The organism is Paraburkholderia fungorum (genome assembly GCF_046027215.1).
Classification (GTDB): Bacteria; Pseudomonadota; Gammaproteobacteria; order Burkholderiales; family Burkholderiaceae; genus Paraburkholderia; species Paraburkholderia fungorum_D.
Genome location: NZ_JAQQEN010000002.1, coordinates 2,470,978 through 2,488,330 on the forward strand (window position 1 = coordinate 2,470,978; position 17,353 = coordinate 2,488,330).

Genomic DNA, 17,353 nt, shown 5'->3' on the forward strand with positions numbered 1-17,353 from the left:
TTCAATAACGGAACTTCGTAAAGGTTCAGGAGTATAGCAGAGCTTTGTCACAAAGCTAGGGCGCCGTCAAGCCCCCTGACATACTCCGCAGCCGCCTGGCCGGCCGCCACGCCGGAGGCCCACGCCCATTGGAAATTGTAGCCACCGAGCCAGCCGGTCACGTCGACCGCTTCGCCGATAAAGTACAGGCCCGGCGCGCGGGCGCTCATCATCGTCGATGAAGACAGGTCGCGGGTATCGATCCCGCCGCGTGTCACTTCGGCTTTGCGGTAGCCTTCGGTGCCGTTCGGGATGAGCGTCCAGCGCGACAAGGCTTCACCGATGCGCCGCAAGGTTTTGTCCGGCAAATCGGCGACGCGGGCTTCAGCGAGAATCTGGTGAGTTTCCAGCCAGACATGGGCGAGCCGTTGCGGAACCCATTCCGCGAGCAGATTCGCGATCTGGCGCTTCGTGCCGGCTTTCGCTTCGATTAGCGCCTCGGTCGCGTCCCGCTCAGGCAACAGATTGATGTGAATCGGTTCGCCCGGCTGCCAGTAGCTGGAAATCTGCAGCACGCCCGGGCCGGACAGGCCGCGATGTGTAAGCAGCAGGTCTTCGTTGAACTCCGCGCCGGTCTTCTTGTTGCCGGTCGCCAGCTGTACGTCGAGCGAGACGCCCGAGAGCGCCGCGAACGGCTCCCAGTCGGCAGCGGCGAAGGTCAGGGGGACCAGCGCCGGACGCGTGTCGATCAACTTGTGGCCGAATTGCCTGGCGAGCCGGTAGGCAAAATCCGTGGCGCCGATTTTGGGAATCGACAGGCCGCCGGTCGCCACCACCAGGGCACCGACGGTAATCGGCCCGGATTGGGTGTCGAGCGTAAACCGCCCTTCAGCGTCTTGCCGCACCTGCTCGACCGCCAGCGGCGTGCGCCACGCAACGCGGCCGGCATCGCACTCGTTCTTCAGCACATTGATGACCGCATCGCTCGACTGATCGCAGAACAGTTGCCCCTTGTGCTTCTCATGCCATGTCACGTGATGGCTTTTGAGCAGCGCCATGAAATCGCGCGGCGTATAGCGCGCCAGCGCCGAGCGGCAGAAATGGGGGTTGGCCGACAGGTAATTGGCCGGGCCGGCGTACAGATTCGTAAAGTTGCAGCGGCCGCCGCCGGAAATGCGGATCTTTTCCGCGAGACGTTGCGAATGGTCGATCAGCACCACGCGACGGCCGAGTTGCCCGGCCACCGCCGCGCACATCATGCCGGCCGCGCCTGCGCCGATCACCGCGATATCGAAGGATTCCATGGGGCCGCATTGTACCCGCGCGTCGGCGGCCCCTTGGCCGCACTGCTATACTTTGAGACTTGCCTTTTCACTTTTGGGCGCCGGAGTGGCCTCACTCGCGCGCCCATCGAGTCCACAAATCATGCTCGTTCTCGGCATCGAAAGCTCCTGCGACGAAACCGGTCTCGCGCTCTACGACACGGAGCGCGGGCTGCTCGCGCACGCGCTGCATTCGCAAATTGCGATGCATCGGGAATACGGCGGCGTGGTGCCGGAACTGGCGTCGCGCGACCATATCCGGCGCGCCCTGCCGTTGCTCGAAGAAGTGCTGGAGCGCGCCGGCGCGGCGCGCGGCGACATCGACGCGATTGCCTACACGCAAGGCCCGGGGCTCGCAGGCGCGTTGCTGGTCGGCGCCAGCGTCGCCAATGCGCTGGCGATGGCGTGGGACAAGCCGACCATCGGCATTCATCACCTGGAAGGGCACTTGCTGTCGCCGTTGCTGGTGGACGAGCCACCGCCGTTTCCGTTCGTTGCGTTACTGGTGTCGGGGGGTCATACGCAACTCATGCGCGTGACTGACGTCGGCGTCTACGAGACGCTCGGCGAAACGCTGGACGACGCGGCAGGCGAAGCCTTCGACAAAACCGCCAAGCTCCTTGGCCTCGGCTATCCGGGCGGCCCGGAAGTCTCGCGAATGGCGGAGTTCGGCACGCCCGGCGCGGTCGTGCTGCCGCGCCCGATGCTGCACTCCGGCGACCTCGACTTCAGCTTCAGCGGCCTGAAGACCGCCGTGCTCACGCACGCCAAAAAGCTGGGCGGCGCGAACATCTGCGAGCAGGCCAAGGCGGATCTCGCGCGCGGCTTCGTCGATGCGGCGGTGGAGGTGCTGGTGGCCAAATCGCTAGCCGCGCTCAAACGGACCAAGCTCAACCGGCTGGTCGTGGCAGGCGGCGTCGGCGCGAACCGCCAACTGCGCGAAGCGCTTTCCGCGGCCGCGAAGAAGCGCAATTTCTATGTCCACTACCCGGATTTGTCGCTGTGTACGGACAACGGCGCGATGATCGCGCTGGCCGGTGCATTGCGACTGCAACGCTGGCCTGATCAGTCAGGCAAAGACTACGCGTTCACGGTGAAGCCGCGCTGGGACCTGACCTCCCTCGCGCGCTGAGCGTTCCAGCGCATTGCCGCAAAAAAGCCGCTTCGAGGTACAACTCAGGAAGCGGCTTTTTTTAATGCGGTCAGCTAAAGCGCTATCAGGCGACTCGCTTGTCCCGCTCGATCACCGCGTATGCGCTGTGATTGTGAATCGACTCGAAGTTCTCGGCTTCGAGGACATACGCGACGATCCGCTCGTCCGCGTTCAGACGCTGCGCGACATCGCGCACCAGGTCTTCGACGAACTTGGGGTTTTCATATGCGCGCTCGGTGACGAACTTCTCGTCCGGGCGCTTCAGCAAGCCCCACAGTTCGCACGACGCCTCTTCTTCCGCAATACGGATCAGCTCTTCCACGGCAACGTCGCCTGCCAGTTCGGCCTTGATCGTTACGTGCGAGCGCTGATTGTGCGCGCCGTACTGCGAGATCTTCTTCGAGCACGGGCACAGGCTCGTGACCGGCACCAGCACCTGCAGGAACAGACGCGTTGCGCCGTGACGAGTCTCGCCGGTCAACGTCACTTCGTAGTCGAGCAGGCTTTGCACGCCCGAGACCGGTGCGGTTTTGTTCACGAAGTAGGGAAACGACACTTCGATTCGGCCCGCCTCGGCCTCCAGCTTTTCAAGCATCGCGGCCAGCATGGTGCGGAACGTGGCCGGCTCGAGGGGGGCCTTGTTTTCTTCGAGCAGCGCGACGAAGCGCGACATGTGCGTGCCCTTCTGGTCCGCCGGCAGATGTACGTCGAGGTTCCACGTACCGACCGTCGGCTGCGCCTCGCCGTCTGGCGTGCGCACACTCAACGGATGGCGCACAGCCTTGACCCCCACGCGCTGGATAGGAATCTGACGCGTATCGGGCGTGCTTTGCACGTCGGGCATCACAAAGGCGGGATTCATCTGGTTCATATTCTTATCGTCCTCACAGGCCGTGCGGATCAGGGCGCGCAACGGCAAACGCCGGCCCTTGCCGGCGTTGGATGATGGACCCGAAAGTCCATCGATTCAAGTTGGAGATCGCTATGGCCGCATAGCATCGCGGCGGCACAGCAAACGGCCGCGCAGTTACGCGACGCGCTTCACCGACGGCTGACCGGCAACCGCACCGCTCGCGAGAAAGCGCTCGCGGATCGACTTGGCGATGCCTGCACCGTCCAGACCACACTGGGAGAGCAGTTTGGCCGGGTCGCCATGATCGATGAACCGATCCGGAAGGCCCAATTGTAGTACGGGGCGCATCACCCCGCTTTCAAGCAGCGCTTCGACGCATGCCGAGCCTGCACCGCCCATCACACAGCCTTCTTCGACCGTGACGATGGCATCGTGCGTTTCGGCCAGCTGGCGAACCAGTTCCGCGTCCAGCGGCTTCACGAAGCGCATGTTCGCTACCGTGGCGTCCAGCTGTTCGGCCGCCGCCAGCGACGGCGCAACCATTGTGCCGAACGCCAGAATCGCGATGCGCTTGCCCGCCGGCTGCGACGTTTCGCGACGGACCTCGCCCTTGCCGAGCGGCAGCGCCGTCATCTGCTTGACCGTTGCCACGCCGGTGCCCGCGCCGCGCGGATAGCGCACCGCCGTCGGATTCGGCTGCTGCAATGCGGTGTACAGCATCTGGCGGCATTCGTTTTCATCCGACGCGGCCATCACCGTCATGTTCGGGATACAGCGCAGGAACGCCAGATCGTAAGCGCCCGCGTGCGTGGCGCCGTCCGCGCCCACCAGACCGGCGCGGTCGATCGCGAACACCACCGGCAGGTTTTGCAGCGCGACGTCATGAATCAGCTGATCATATGCGCGCTGCAGGAAAGTCGAGTAGATCGCGACGACCGGCTTCATGCCGTCAGCGGCCAGGCCGCCGGCGAATGTCACTGCGTGCTGCTCGGCGATGCCGACGTCGAAGTAACGGTCCGGGAAGCGCTTCTCGAACTCGACCATGCCCGAGCCTTCGCGCATGGCGGGCGTAATGCCGATCACGCGCGCGTCCAGCTCGGCCGCGTCGCACAGCCATTCGCCGAACACCTGCGTGTAGGTCTTCTTCGACGGCGTGGTGGCCGGCTTGATGCCTTCAGCCGGATTGAACTTGCCCGGGCCGTGGTACAGCACCGGATCGGCTTCGGCCAGCTTATAGCCCTGGCCTTTCTTCGTCACGACGTGCAGGAATTGCGGACCGCGCAGTTCCTTGATGTTCTGCAGCGTCGGGATCAGCGAGTCGAGGTCGTGACCGTCGATCGGGCCGATGTAGTTGAAGCCGAACTCTTCGAACAGCGTAGCCGGCACGATCATGCCCTTCGCGTGCTCTTCGAGCTTGCGGGCGAGATCGAGCATAGGCGGCGCGACGCGCAGCACGCGTTCGACGCCGGCACGTGCCGCAGCGTAGAAGCGGCCCGACATCAGACGCGCCAGATGGCGATTCAGCGCACCGACCGGCGGCGAAATCGACATGTCGTTGTCGTTCAGGATGACCAGCAGCGGCACGTCGTCTTCAACGCCGGCATTGTTCATCGCCTCGAAGGCCATGCCGGCCGTCATCGCGCCGTCGCCAATTACGGCGATACCCATGCGGTTGTCGCCCTGCAGCTTACCGGCGACCGCCATGCCGAGCGCGGCGGAGATCGAGGTGCTGGAGTGCGCGGTACCGAAGGTGTCGTATGCCGACTCGTCGCGCTTCGGGAAGCCCGAGATGCCGCCCAACTGACGCAGCGTGTGCATCTGGTCGCGGCGGCCGGTCAGGATCTTGTGCGGATAGGTTTGATGGCCGACGTCCCAGACAATCCGGTCACGCGGCGTGTCGAACACATAGTGCAGCGCAATGGTCAACTCGACCGTGCCGAGGTTGGACGAAAGATGGCCGCCCGTCTGCGATACGCTGTCGAGCACGAAGGCACGCAACTCGTCGGCAAGCGGTTGCAACTGGCGGCGATCGAGGCGGCGCAGGGCTGCCGGGTCGTCAATGGTTTTCAGCAAGTCGTACATCGTCGTTCCATTGTAGGAAAACTTACGCGCCCGCACTTCATACATGCACCTTCTAGCAAAGGTGCGCGGCGGCGGGCTTTCGCGTTCAGCTAACCCGGTTCACCACCAGGTCGGCCAATTCGGCAAGACGCTGCGCACGCGCGCCAAACGGCGCGATTGCAGCGTGGGCGTCGGCGCGCAGTTGCGCTGCGAGAGCGCGCGACGCATCGAGCCCAATAATCGACACGTAGGTCGGCTTGCCGTCCTTCGCATCTTTACCTGCCGTCTTGCCAAGCGTCGCGGAATCGGTCGTGACGTCGAGAATATCGTCGACGACCTGAAACGCGAGGCCGACAGCGGCCGCATACGCGTCAAGCGAACGCATGGCGTCCGCATCCGGCGTTTCGCCCGCCAGCGCGCCCATGCGTACCGCAGCACGCAGCAAGGCGCCGGTTTTCATCCGGTGCATGGTTTCCAGTTGCGTGCGCGTCAGCGTGTGGCCGACGCTCGCGAGATCAATCGCCTGACCACCGCACATGCCGATCGAGCCGCTCGCCAGTGCCAGCTCCCGCACCAGCGAGGCCTGCTGCGCAGGAGCCAGAACCTCGGACGTCAGCGCGACGAACGCCTGCGACTGCAGCGCGTCGCCCACCAGCAGTGCCGTGGCTTCGTCATATTTGACGTGTACCGTGGGTTTGCCGCGGCGCAACGCGTCGTCGTCCATACAGGGCATGTCGTCGTGCACGAGCGAGTACACGTGAATCATTTCCAGCGCCGCCGCTGCCGCATCAAGGCATTCTGCGCGCGCGCCGGTCAGTTCGCCGGCCGCGTGACACAGCAGCGGGCGAACCCGCTTGCCGCCGCCCATTACTGCATAGCGCATGGCTTCGTGCAGTGTGGCCGGCGCGGTTGCTTCAGTCGGCAGGTAATGGTCTAGTGCCGTTTCCACTCGTTCAAGTACCGAGCGTGTCCATTGTTCGAATGTCATAGGTCGTCCCCGCTTTCAGTAGCGGCTGTGCCTGCGCTATTCATGGGCAGCGGCTTGAGCGTCTCGCCATCGAGCACGCGCACCTGCTGCTCGACCTTCTCGAGCTGCTGCTGGCAAAACGCCACGAGAGCTGCGCCGCGCCGGTAAGCAGCGAGCGACTCCTCGAGACTCAGACTGCCGCCTTCCATGCGCGCGACCAGCCCTTCCAGCTCCGCCTGGGCCGCTTCGTAGTTCTCGGGCAGCGGCGCGGTGTCGACGCCTTCGGCAGGCGCGGCAGCAGTATCCTTCGATGCGGTCTTCGCCATGAATAGTCGCAAAATTAAAACAAGTCGGACATTCTACGGCAAAAGAGACATTTCCGATCCGCTGGCCCTCCACGCCCCGCCTGTGGCCTCCGCGCCGCCCTGCACAGTCTCGCAGAAAAATATCGATTGGTCCGTGGCGAAAACAGCGAACTTTCTTGACATTTTTGACCCAAATCAGTCACTTAATGGCCCCAGGAAGGGGGAAACGGGTATAATCTTGGGCTCCCTAAATCGAATCTTCGATGGTTGGGTTGTTCACTGCTTTCACGTCTTCATCGGGAGTGGGAATGTCCAATCTGAGCAATGCATTGCAGTTGCGGTCTGTTCACAGCCAGCTGCCAGTCACGGCTTACTTTGACGAAGCGCTTCTAACGCGCGAAATCGACACCCTTTTCAAGAAAGGTCCTCGTTACATCGGTCACGATCTCATGGTGCCCGAAGCGGGGGATTATTTTGCCTTGCCCAGCGAGAGCGAGGGGCGTGTGCTCGTCCGTAACCAGCAGTCGCAAGTCGAACTGCTGTCGAACGTGTGCCGCCACCGGCAAGCCATCATGCTCAACGGCAGCGGGCAGACGGAGAACATCGTCTGCCCGCTGCATCGCTGGACCTACGACCTGAACGGTCAGCTCCTCGGCGCACCGCATTTTGCGGACAATCCCTGCCTGAATCTCGGCGCCACGCCGTTACAAAACTGGCAAGGCCTGCTGTTCGAAGCACAGGGGCGCGATGTCGCACGCGATCTGGCGCGGCTCGGCACCAAGCAGCACTTCGATTTTTCGGGCTTCATGTTCGATCACGTCGAAGTGCACGAGTGCAACTACAACTGGAAGACCTTTATCGAGGTCTATCTGGAGGACTACCACGTTGCGCCGTTCCATCCGGGCCTCGGCAGCTTTGTCTCTTGCGACGACCTGACGTGGGAATTCGGCGAGTGGTACAGCGTGCAGACAGTCGGCGTGCACAAGGATCTGGAGCAACCGGGTAGCCCCACCTATCGCAAATGGCACGACGAAGTGCTGCGCTTTCGCGGCGGCCAGCCGCCGGAATTCGGCGCGATCTGGATGGTGTACTACCCGGGCATCATGATCGAATGGTATCCGCACGTGCTGGTGGTGTCGTGGCTGATTCCGCGCGGTCCGCAGAAAACCACCAACGTGGTGGAGTTCTATTACCCTGAGGAAATCGCGCTGTTCGAACGCGAGTTTGTCGAAGCCGAGCGCGCCGCCTACATGGAAACGGCGCGCGAAGACGACGAAATCGCCGAGCGCATGGACGCCGGCCGCCGCGCGCTGATGGAGCGTGGCGAATCGCAGGTCGGGCCTTACCAGAGCCCGATGGAAGACGGCATGCAGCACTTCCACGAGTTTTTGCGGCGCGAACTCGGCGCGATCTGATCGGGCGTCGGTCGGGCTGGCGCAGGGCCAGCATCAAAGCATCGAAAGACGGGCTTCGGCCCGTCTTTTTTTGTTTAGACTAACGAGATCGTTCGGCTTCTCGCCAGCGGCGCCACGCCGCCGGAGGGGAGCCGCAACCGCCTGTTTCGAGGAGACGTCATGCCCCACACTCACTACACCACTCTGATCTCCGCGTCGAATCTCGCCGAGCGGCTCACCGCGGCGCCGGGAAGCGTGTTCGTCATTGATTGCCGGTTCGATCTGGCCGATACCGAGGCGGGCGAAAAAGCCTATCTGGCTGGGCATCTGCCGGGTGCGCACTATCTGCATCTCGACCGCGACCTGTCAGGGCCGAAGACGGGCACCAACGGCCGGCATCCGCTGCCGGATCGTGCGCGTCTCGTCGAAACGCTGGAATCGCGCGGCCTGAAGCAAGGTCAACAAGTGGTCGCTTATGACGCGCAAGGCGGCATGTACGCCGCCCGCGCCTGGTGGCTGCTGCGCTGGCTCGGCCACGACGCGGTCGCGCTGCTCGACGGCGGATTGCAGGCCTGGCAGGCCGCCGGACTGCCGCTGACGCAGGATGCTCCCGCGCAAAACACCGGCGACTTCAAGGCAACAGCGCCGCTGTCTGTCACGGTGGACGCCCAGACGGTCGAGCGCAATCTCGGCACCAGGGAGCGCGTTGTGGTCGACGCGCGCGCGGCGGACCGCTATCGCGGCGAGAACGAGACGCTGGATCGCGTCGGCGGCCATATTCCGGGTGCGCTCAACCGCTTCTTCAAGGACAACCTCACCGCCGACGGCCGCTTCAAGTCGGCTCATACGCTGCGCGAGGAGTTTCATGCGCTGCTGTCCGACACGACGCCGGAGCATGTCGTGCTGCAATGCGGCTCCGGCGTGACGGCATGCGTCAACGCGCTGGCGATGGAGGTCGCCGGCATGCACGGCGCGGCGCTGTACGCAGGGTCGTGGAGCGAATGGACGTCGAATCCGGCACGGCCGGTTGCCACGGGCCCGACACCTTAACGCACAGGATCTGGAAAAAGGCCGTTGCCGCTCACAAGCGGCAACGGCCTTTTTCTTTCCTCAAACCGAACGGCGGAACCTAGGCCGGCTCAAGCCACCCCGTGCTGCTTGAACCACACCAGCACCCGGCGCCAGCCATCCTCGGCATCGGCCTTTTTATAACTTGGGCGATAGTCGGCAAAAAATGCGTGGCCCGCATCGTCATAAACGACGAATTGCGAACCGCGCCCCGCCTGCGGACCTTGCGCGATGGCCTGTTTCATCTGTTCGAGTGTGTCTTGCGGGATGCTTTTGTCCTGAAGTCCGTACAGACCCAGCACCGGCGCATGCAGATCCGCGACCAGGTCGAATGGATTGGGCGGCATTAAGGCATTCTTCGCGCCCACCACGCGCCCATACCAGGCCGCGCCCGCTTTCAGCCGCGGATTGTGCTCGGCATACAGCCATGCAATACGCCCGCCCCAGCAAAAACCATTCACACCAAGCCGGTTCAGATCGCCGCCATGTTCGCCGGCCCACGCGACGGTTGCATCGAGATCGGCCATGGCCTGCTCGTCAGGCACCTTGCTGATGATCTGATCGTCGATCTGCTGGACGGTCGGCAGCACCGCCGGATCGCCCTCCCGCTCGAACAGATTCGGCGCGATCGCCAGATAGCCCAGCTTCGCAAAGCGCCGGCACACATCGGCGATATGCTCGTGCACGCCAAAGGCCTCGTGCACGACGATGATCACCGGCAAGTGCGTCTTGCCCTTGGGCTGCGCCCGATACGCCGGCACCAGCGTGTCGCCCGAACGCACGGCAATCTCGCCGGCCTCGAGGCCGTCGCTATCGGTATGGATGGTTTGCGCGGACACCGGCATCACGGCCGCGGCGAAACCGGTGCCGAGTGCGGCTTTGATGAAGGTGCGTCGGTTGAAGGGAACGTGCGGGACCAGACTGTCAATTTCGGGTTTCAGCATGCGGCACTCCTCCGGTAAATGGCTCAGGTGAATCAAGGCGACAGGATACGCTTCACACGCATCCTGTTGCAGATACACCCAATTCCAGCACCGTTAGTGCAGCTTGACCCGCGGCAGCGTCGTGCGACGCAACCAGTGCGCGAAGGTATCCAGCACCATACGCGCATAGCCGTGCAGCGCAGCGATATGCAGGCGGTACAGCGACATGTACATGAACCGCGCGAACAGCCCTTCGATCAGCATATTGCCGCCGATCACCCCGCCCATCAGATTGCCGACCGCGCTGAAGTGCCCAAGAGACACCAGCGAGCCGAAGTCACGGTAGGTGAATTCCGGCAACGGCTTGTTCTCGAGCCGGGCCGCGAGCGTCTTCAGCAGAAAGCTCGCCTGCTGGTGAGCCGCCTGCGCGCGCGGCGGCACGTTGCGTTCGTTACCCGGCCACGGGCACGCCGCGCAATCGCCGAGTGCGAAGATGTTGTCGTCGATTTCGGTTTGCAGCGTGCGGCGCACGTTGAGTTGCCCCAGACGATTGACCGGCAGGCCATCGAGCTGACTCAGGACGGCGGGCGCCTTGATCCCGGCCGCCCACACGGTCAGATCGGCGCGCACGGTTTTGCCGCTTGCCGTGCGGATAATGCCCGGCGCGACCTCGGCCACCGTCTCGCCGATCATCAGCTTCACGCCGAGCTTGGTGAGCAACTCGGCGGTGGCTGTCGACACGCGCTCCTGCAAGGCCGGCAAAATACGCGGCCCCGCCTCGATCAGCACGATGCCGACGTCGTGCCGCGGATCGAGCTTGTGCAAGCCGTACGCGGACAACACCTGTGCCGTATTGCGTAATTCAGCAGACAACTCCACACCCGTCGCGCCGCCACCGACGATTGCCACCTGGATGCGCGGCTCGCCCGATGGCGACGTACCCGGCCCGCATTCGACCGGCTCATGCACCTGATGCTCCGCGCGCATACACGCCGCGATCAGCCGTTTGCGAAAGCGCTCCGCCTGGCTCACCGTATCGAGCGCAAGGGAAAACTCAGGCGCACCCTTCACGCCGAAGAACGCCGTGGTGCTGCCGATCGCGATGACCAGCGTGTCGTATTCGAGTTCACGTTGGGGCAGCAACTCGGCGCCGTCATCGTCGAGCACGGTGCCAAGCGTCAGACGTTTGTTCGCGCGGTCAAGACCGGCCAGTTCGCCCTGCTGAAACTCGAAGCCATGCCAGCGCGCTTGCGCCGCATATTCGAGTTCCTGCGTGAAGGGGTCCATGCTTCCGGCGGCCACTTCATGCAGCAGCGGCTTCCAGATGTGGGTTGGATTGCGGTCGACCAGCGTCACCTGCGCTCGTACGCCGCCCTTGTTCTTGTGTGGCGCGTAGCGATCACCCAGCCGTGTCGCCAGCTCCAATCCCCCCGCACCTCCGCCAACGACGATAAAACGATGCATTGAACTCTCCGTGTTTGCCGATGGGTTGTGCGTCGGGACGGCACGGATGTGATGCACACTCGCACCGTCTGTCAGCGATTGTCCGCGAGCAGCACGGGTTGTCACAAGCCATCAAAACACATGTGTGACATGCGCACGACGTTATTGCCGATCGTGCGCGCCGTCACATGTATGTCAATGCGCTTCTTCCCAGTTCAGGCCGGCGCCCACTTCGGCGACCAGCGGCACTTTCAGCGCGGCCACACCGCACATCAATTCCGGCAAGCGCTTACGTACCTCGGACAGCTCGCTATCCGGTACTTCGAGAATCAGTTCGTCGTGTACCTGCATGATCATGCGCGTGCCGATGTTCGACTCTTCGATCCACTTCTGCACGGCGATCATCGAGAGCTTGATCAGATCCGCCGCCGTGCCTTGCATCGGCGCATTGATCGCGGCGCGCTCGGCGGCCTGGCGGCGCGGACCATTGCCGCCGTTGATCTCCGGCAGCCACAGGCGGCGGCCGAACGCCGTTTCGACATAGCCCCTGGCTTTGGCGCTCAGACGCGTCTCGTCCATATACCGCGCGACGCCCGGATAACGCGCGAAGTAGCGGTCGATATAGAGCTTGGCCGCATCGCGCGTGATGCCGAGATTTGCCGCAAGGCCGAACGCGCTCATGCCGTAAATCAGGCCAAAATTGATGACCTTTGCCACCCGGCGCTGATCGTTCGAGACTTCGAGCGGCGTCACGCTGAAAATTTCCGCCGCGGTGGCGCGGTGGATGTCCTCGCCTTGCGAGAATGCGCGCAGCAGGGATTCGTCGCCGGAAATGTGCGCCATGATGCGCAATTCGATCTGCGAATAGTCGGCGGAAACCAGCTTATGACCCGGCGGGGCAATGAACGCCTCGCGGATGCGGCGGCCCTCGCCGGTGCGCACAGGGATGTTCTGCAGGTTCGGATCGTTCGACGCCAGACGCCCGGTGACCGCCACGGCCTGCGCGTAATTCGTATGCACACGGCCCGTTTGAGCGTTGATCATGCGCGGCAACTTGTCGGTGTAGGTCGACTTCAGTTTCGACAAACCACGGTGTTCGAGCAGGATCTTCGGCAGCGGATAGTCTTCGGCGAGCTTTTGCAGCACCTCTTCGTCCGTGGAGGGCGCGCCGCTCGGGGTTTTTTTGACCACCGGCAATTCCAGCTTCTCGAAGAAGATCTGGCCGATCTGCTTGGGCGAACCCAGATTGAATTCGCCGCCGGCCAGCACGTACGCTTCGCTTTCCAGCTGGATCAGACGCGCGGCAATCTCGCTGCTTTGTGCACGCAGTTTGTCTGCATCGATCAGCACACCGGTGCGCTCCATCTTGCGCAAAACGCGCGACGTGGGCACTTCGATGCCACGATAGACATGTTCGAGCGTCTTCTCCGCGGCCACTTGCGGATACAGCGCCTGATGCAGACGCAAGGTGACGTCGGCGTCTTCCGCGGCGTATTCGGCGGCCTTGTCCAGCGCAACTTCGTCAAAGCCGATTTGCGACGCGCCCTTGCCCGCCACCTCTTCGTACTTGATGGTTTTGATGCCGAGATGACGCAGCGCGAGGCTGTCCATGTCGTGCGTACGATGCGATTCGAGCACGTACGATTGCAGCAGCGTATCGTGTTCGATACCGCGCATTTCGATGCCGTAATTTGCCAGCACCTGTTCGTCGTACTTCAGATGCTGACCGACCTTCTTATGTTCGGCGCTCTCCAGCCACGGCTTGAGTTTCGCGAGCGCTTCTTCGCGCGGAAGCTGCTCGGGTGCGTCCGGGCCGCGATGCGCGAGCGGCACATAAGCGGCACGACCCGGCTCGACCGACAGCGACAGGCCCACGATTTGCGCGGTCATCGGATCGAGCGAGGTGGTTTCCGTATCGAACGCGGTCAGTTCGGCCGCGTTGATCTTCTCGAGCCATGCGTCGAACTGTTCCCACGTCTGCACGGTTTCGTAGTGGCGTTCGTGGTCCACGCTGAGCGCTGGCGGCACATCGGTTTCCGGCCCTTCCACCGCGTCCGCGATTTCCACTTCGCGCAGCCAGGTCTTGAAACCATTGCGCGTAAACACGTCGCGCAGTTCCTCGCGCGATTCCGGACGGCTTTCCAGACTTTCTTCAATCGACTCGATATGCGCGGTCAGATCGCAATTCCGGTCGACGGTGACGAGCTTCCTCGCCATTGGCAGAAAATCGAGCGCACGACGCAGATTGTCTCCTACCGCACCTTTGATCTCGTCCGCATGTGCGACGATGCCGTCAAGCGAGTCATATTGCGTGAGCCATTTGATGGCGGTTTTCGGACCGCATTTTTCGACCCCCGGCACGTTGTCGACGGTATCGCCGATCAACGACAGGTAATCGATGATGCGCTCCGGCGGCACGCCGAATTTGGCGATCACGCCCTCGCGATCCAGTGTTTCGTTAGTCATCGTATTGATGAGGGTGACATGATCCGTCACGAGCTGAGCCAGATCCTTGTCCCCAGTCGACACGATCACGTTCATACCGCGCTTTTCCGCCGCGGTGCTGAGCGTGCCAATCACGTCGTCAGCCTCGACGCCTTCGATCATCAGCAACGGCCAGCCGAGCGCGCGCACCGCGACGTGAATCGGCTCGATCTGGCGCGAGAGATCGTCCGGCATCGACGGGCGATTCGCCTTATAGTCGGGATACCAGTCGTCGCGGAACGTTTTGCCCTTGGCGTCGAACACGCACGCGCTATACTCTGCTGTGACTTCCTTGCGCATGCGCCGCAGCATGTTGATCATTCCATAGAGCGCACCCGTCGGGCCACCTTCGGGTCCACGCAGATCAGGCATCGCATGATAGGCCCGGTACAGGTAACTCGAACCGTCGACCAATAGCAGGGTCTTACCTTCAAGGCTTCGTTCTTCAGGCATTATGACTAAGAGAAAAGTGATTCCGAGTCTGCGATCACTCGCAGATCAAGAGCGCGCAACGGCCAAGAAGGCCCGCGCATCGTGGCAGATGTTCACGATTATGGCAGAGTTTATCGAGGCGACCGAGTACCTCTCGGAGATTCGTCCGGCTGTCAGCATCTATGGTTCAGCGCGCCTGAAACCGAACTCGCCCTACTACAAACTCGCCACGCAGATCGCGCGCAAGCTGTCGGACGCCGGCTTCGCGGTGATCTCCGGCGGCGGCCCCGGCATCATGGAAGCGGCCAATAAAGGCGCTCACGCGGGTAAGGCACCGTCGGTCGGCCTGAACATCGAACTGCCGCACGAGCAATCGGGCAACCAGTGGCAGGACATCTCGCTGCGCTTCCGCCATTTCTTCACGCGCAAGGTCACGTTCGTGAAGAACTCGGACGCGGTGATCGTGATGCCAGGCGGCTTCGGCACGCTGGACGAACTCGCGGAAGTGCTCACGCTGATTCAAACCAAGAAGTCGCGCCACGTGCCGATCATTCTGGTGGGCGCGGAGTTCTGGGAAGGCCTGCTCGCGTGGTTCAAGAACTCGCTCACGCCCATGGGCCTGATCAATCCGACCGATATGGACTTGATGCAGGTGATCGACGACCCCGATCAGGTGCTCGAAGCGGTTCTGAAGTTCTATGAAGACCGCGAAGAGACCGAGCCGCATCCTACAAAATCGGATGAAGACCGGATGTTCTATCTGTAACGCTGCTGCTTCACGCTTCGGCGTGAACTGAATGCGGAGCTAGCGGACTTTAGCGGGCGGCCTCCATGCCGCCCGCTTGCATTTCATCTGTCTGGTCGCCCTGCGCTTGCAGCCATGCGCAGAACTGCGCCACCAAAGGCGCTTGCGCGACCTCGCGCCTCGCCACCCACCAATAGCCGCGTGCATCGATACGCGGGCCGGCCAGCGGCACGACAAGCCGCCCCGAAGCCAACTCATCCGCCAGTAACGGCAACGGGCCCAGCGCCACGCCGAGCCCATCCACTGCTGCCTGCAAGGCCAGATAAAAATGATCGAACGATTGCTTCTTGCGGCATTTGGCTGTGACCCCAGCCGCCGATAACCAGTTGCGCCACGCATCGGGCCGGGTGTCCGAATGCAGCAGGACATGGCGCGCGAGATCGCCAGCCACGTTGATCGGCGAGCGCTGCAGAAGCGTTGGACTGCATACGGGGAGCTCGCTTTCGCCAAGGAAATGGCCACTCACACAGTTCGGCCAGTGAGCCGGTCCACGCCGTACGGCGACATCGAAACTGTCCAGCGTTTCGACCGGTGCGTTTGAAGTAGATAAGCGCAGTTCTACATTTGGCACCTTGCGCTGGAATTGATGGAGCCGCGGCAGCAGCCATTTCATGGCGAAGGTCGGCAGTGCATTCACCTTTAAAACGTGAACGACGCCCGTATCGCGCAGTTGATCCGTGGCCAGCGCGATGCTGTCGAACGCGGCCTGCACGGTGGCCAGATAGCGGCGGCCGTCGTCGGTCAGGCGCACGCGCTTGCCGCGGCGATGGAACACCTGCACACCGAGCCACGTTTCAAAAGCCGCGACTTGCCTGCTGATTGCACCGTGCGTCACATGCAATTCGTTCGCCGCGGCAGTGAAGCTTTCATGCCGTGCGGCAGCCTCGAAGGCACGCAGCGCCGGAAAAGGAGGAAGATTACGAGCCATGCTTGTGATTCTAGATCACAAAGGTGCGCTCAAAAAATCGTTTTGCGCAGATCCAGTTCAGCGCTAACCTCCAGAGCTTGAACTGGAAGCTTAGCGATATGGATCACGATCTCACCTCAACCGAGGCCGCACAGGCGCCCACACCCACATTGCGGGAAATTTTTGGCGGCTTTCTCGGCCTCGGGCTGATCTCGTTTGGCGGCGCACTGCCGCTGGCGCGGCGCGCCCTGGTCGAGCAACGGCGCTGGCTGACCGGCGCGGAATTCACCGACTTGCTGGGCCTGTGCCAATTCCTGCCGGGTGGCAATGTGATCAATCTTTCCGTGGCAATCGGGATGCGCTTTCGCGGCGTGCCGGGCGCGCTCGCCGGCCTGCTCGGTCTGATCGCGGGGCCCTCGCTGGTGGTGATCGGCCTTGGCGTGCTGTACGAACACACGCAAAACGATCCGCATGTCAGGCACCTGTTTGCCGGTCTCGCTGCGGCGGCGTCCGGCCTGCTGATCTCGATGGCCGTGAAAATCCTGCTGCCGCTCCGGCGAAAACCGATGGCCGCCCTGATCGCGGCGCTCGGCTTCATCGCGATTGCGGTCATGCGCCTGCCGTTGCTGCCCACCATGCTGGTGCTCACGCCGCTCAGTATCTATATCGCGTCGAGGGCCACGCGATGAACGACACGCTCATTTCACTAGCCGTTATTTTCAGCCAGCTTTCGCTGCTCGCGTTCGGCGGCGGCAATACGATTCTTCCCGAGATGCAGCGTCAGGTAGTGGACGTGCATCACTGGATGCCGGCCAGCGAATTCAGCGCGCTGTTCGCGCTCGCGCAAGCCGCGCCGGGGCCAAACCTGATGATCGTCACGCTGGTTGGCTGGCACGTGGCCGGCTGGGCCGGGATGCTGGTCACGTCGGTGGCGAAGTTCGGGCCGTCCTCGATCGTGACGATTCTCGCGCTGCATGCATGGGACCGCTTCAAGGACCGCCCGTGGCGCCGTTACGCGCAGGCCGGGCTGGTGCCCGTGACGGCCGGTATCGTGGCGGCGAGCGCGGCCTTGATTGCCGAAGCGTCGAACCCGACGGCGATTGCGTGGGCGATTACCGCCTTCACCGCCGTGCTGGCGCTGAAAACGCGCATCCATCCGCTGTGGCTGCTGGCGGCTGGCAGCCTGATCGGGCTGACGGGCTTCGGGCAGTTTTAAACGGCAAGATCAAGGCGAGCGACATCATCGCTCGACCGTCC

Annotated in this window: 15 protein-coding genes; 6 read left to right on the plus strand and 9 right to left on the minus strand. The window is 62.8% G+C overall.

Annotated features, from left to right (window positions below):
* Positions 1 to 47: 47 nt before the first annotated feature.
* The gene (locus tag PQR27_RS31465) at positions 48 to 1,283 is read right to left on the minus strand and encodes a BaiN/RdsA family NAD(P)/FAD-dependent oxidoreductase (protein ID WP_408527465.1); all 1,236 of its coding nucleotides are present in this window, start codon (positions 1,281 to 1,283) and stop codon (positions 48 to 50) included.
* Between the two features lie 121 nt (positions 1,284 to 1,404).
* Between PQR27_RS31465 and tsaD the strand changes: the two genes are divergently transcribed.
* Positions 1,405 to 2,433, plus strand: coding sequence for a tRNA (adenosine(37)-N6)-threonylcarbamoyltransferase complex transferase subunit TsaD (gene tsaD, locus PQR27_RS31470; RefSeq protein WP_408527466.1), 1,029 nt, complete (start codon positions 1,405 to 1,407; stop codon positions 2,431 to 2,433).
* 85 nt (positions 2,434 to 2,518) lie between these two features.
* Here tsaD and folE2 read toward each other — a convergent pair whose 3' ends face one another.
* The 4 genes from folE2 to PQR27_RS31490 form a co-directional block, all read right to left on the minus strand.
* The gene (gene folE2 / locus PQR27_RS31475; RefSeq protein ID WP_408527467.1) at positions 2,519 to 3,325 is read right to left on the minus strand and encodes a GTP cyclohydrolase FolE2; all 807 of its coding nucleotides are present in this window, start codon (positions 3,323 to 3,325) and stop codon (positions 2,519 to 2,521) included.
* A gap of 156 nt (positions 3,326 to 3,481) precedes the next feature.
* The gene (gene dxs, locus PQR27_RS31480; protein ID WP_408527468.1) at positions 3,482 to 5,389 is read right to left on the minus strand and encodes a 1-deoxy-D-xylulose-5-phosphate synthase; all 1,908 of its coding nucleotides are present in this window, start codon (positions 5,387 to 5,389) and stop codon (positions 3,482 to 3,484) included.
* An 85-nt stretch (positions 5,390 to 5,474) separates the two neighbouring features.
* Positions 5,475 to 6,356 carry a polyprenyl synthetase family protein gene (locus tag PQR27_RS31485; RefSeq protein WP_408527469.1) on the minus strand — a complete coding sequence of 294 codons (882 nt, stop codon included), beginning with the start codon at positions 6,354 to 6,356 and terminating at the stop codon, positions 5,475 to 5,477.
* Positions 6,353 to 6,661 carry an exodeoxyribonuclease VII small subunit gene (locus PQR27_RS31490; protein ID WP_408527470.1) on the minus strand — a complete coding sequence of 103 codons (309 nt, stop codon included), beginning with the start codon at positions 6,659 to 6,661 and terminating at the stop codon, positions 6,353 to 6,355. Before PQR27_RS31490 ends, PQR27_RS31485 begins: the two co-directional genes overlap by 4 nt.
* A gap of 287 nt (positions 6,662 to 6,948) precedes the next feature.
* On the opposite strand from PQR27_RS31490, the gene put2H reads away from it, so the two are divergent.
* Positions 6,949 to 8,055, plus strand: a complete 1,107-nt coding sequence (put2H, locus tag PQR27_RS31495) for a putrescine 2-hydroxylase Put2H (RefSeq protein ID WP_408527471.1) — start codon at positions 6,949 to 6,951, stop codon at positions 8,053 to 8,055.
* Positions 8,056 to 8,214: 159 nt separating this feature from the next.
* Positions 8,215 to 9,084 carry a sulfurtransferase gene (locus PQR27_RS31500; protein ID WP_408527472.1) on the plus strand — a complete coding sequence of 290 codons (870 nt, stop codon included), beginning with the start codon at positions 8,215 to 8,217 and terminating at the stop codon, positions 9,082 to 9,084.
* Positions 9,085 to 9,173: 89 nt separating this feature from the next.
* Here the strand turns inward: PQR27_RS31500 and PQR27_RS31505 are convergent, their stop codons facing one another.
* The 3 genes from PQR27_RS31505 to polA form a co-directional block, all read right to left on the minus strand.
* Positions 9,174 to 10,046: a dienelactone hydrolase family protein gene (locus PQR27_RS31505; protein ID WP_408527473.1), complete on the minus strand. Its 873-nt coding sequence runs from the start codon at positions 10,044 to 10,046 to the stop codon at positions 9,174 to 9,176.
* Between the two features lie 93 nt (positions 10,047 to 10,139).
* On the minus strand, positions 10,140 to 11,489 hold the full coding sequence (locus PQR27_RS31510) for an NAD(P)/FAD-dependent oxidoreductase (RefSeq protein WP_408527474.1): 1,350 nt from the start codon (positions 11,487 to 11,489) through the stop codon (positions 10,140 to 10,142).
* A 174-nt stretch (positions 11,490 to 11,663) separates the two neighbouring features.
* Complete coding sequence (gene polA / locus PQR27_RS31515; RefSeq protein WP_408527475.1) at positions 11,664 to 14,405, minus strand: DNA polymerase I; 2,742 nt, start codon at positions 14,403 to 14,405, stop codon at positions 11,664 to 11,666.
* Between the two features lies 1 nt (position 14,406).
* Between polA and PQR27_RS31520 the strand changes: the two genes are divergently transcribed.
* Positions 14,407 to 15,150 carry an LOG family protein gene (locus tag PQR27_RS31520; protein ID WP_408527476.1) on the plus strand — a complete coding sequence of 248 codons (744 nt, stop codon included), beginning with the start codon at positions 14,407 to 14,409 and terminating at the stop codon, positions 15,148 to 15,150.
* 49 nt (positions 15,151 to 15,199) lie between these two features.
* On the opposite strand, the gene gcvA is transcribed toward PQR27_RS31520, so the two are convergent.
* Entirely contained in the window at positions 15,200 to 16,117 is a 918-nt protein-coding gene (gene gcvA, locus PQR27_RS31525; RefSeq protein ID WP_408527477.1) for a transcriptional regulator GcvA, read from the minus strand.
* Positions 16,118 to 16,215: 98 nt separating this feature from the next.
* On the opposite strand from gcvA, the gene PQR27_RS31530 reads away from it, so the two are divergent.
* Entirely contained in the window at positions 16,216 to 16,785 is a 570-nt protein-coding gene (locus tag PQR27_RS31530) for a chromate transporter (protein ID WP_408527478.1), read from the plus strand.
* Entirely contained in the window at positions 16,782 to 17,312 is a 531-nt protein-coding gene (locus tag PQR27_RS31535; RefSeq protein WP_408527479.1) for a chromate transporter, read from the plus strand. The genes PQR27_RS31530 and PQR27_RS31535 overlap by 4 nt, the downstream gene beginning before the upstream one ends.
* Positions 17,313 to 17,353: the final 41 nt, after the last annotated feature.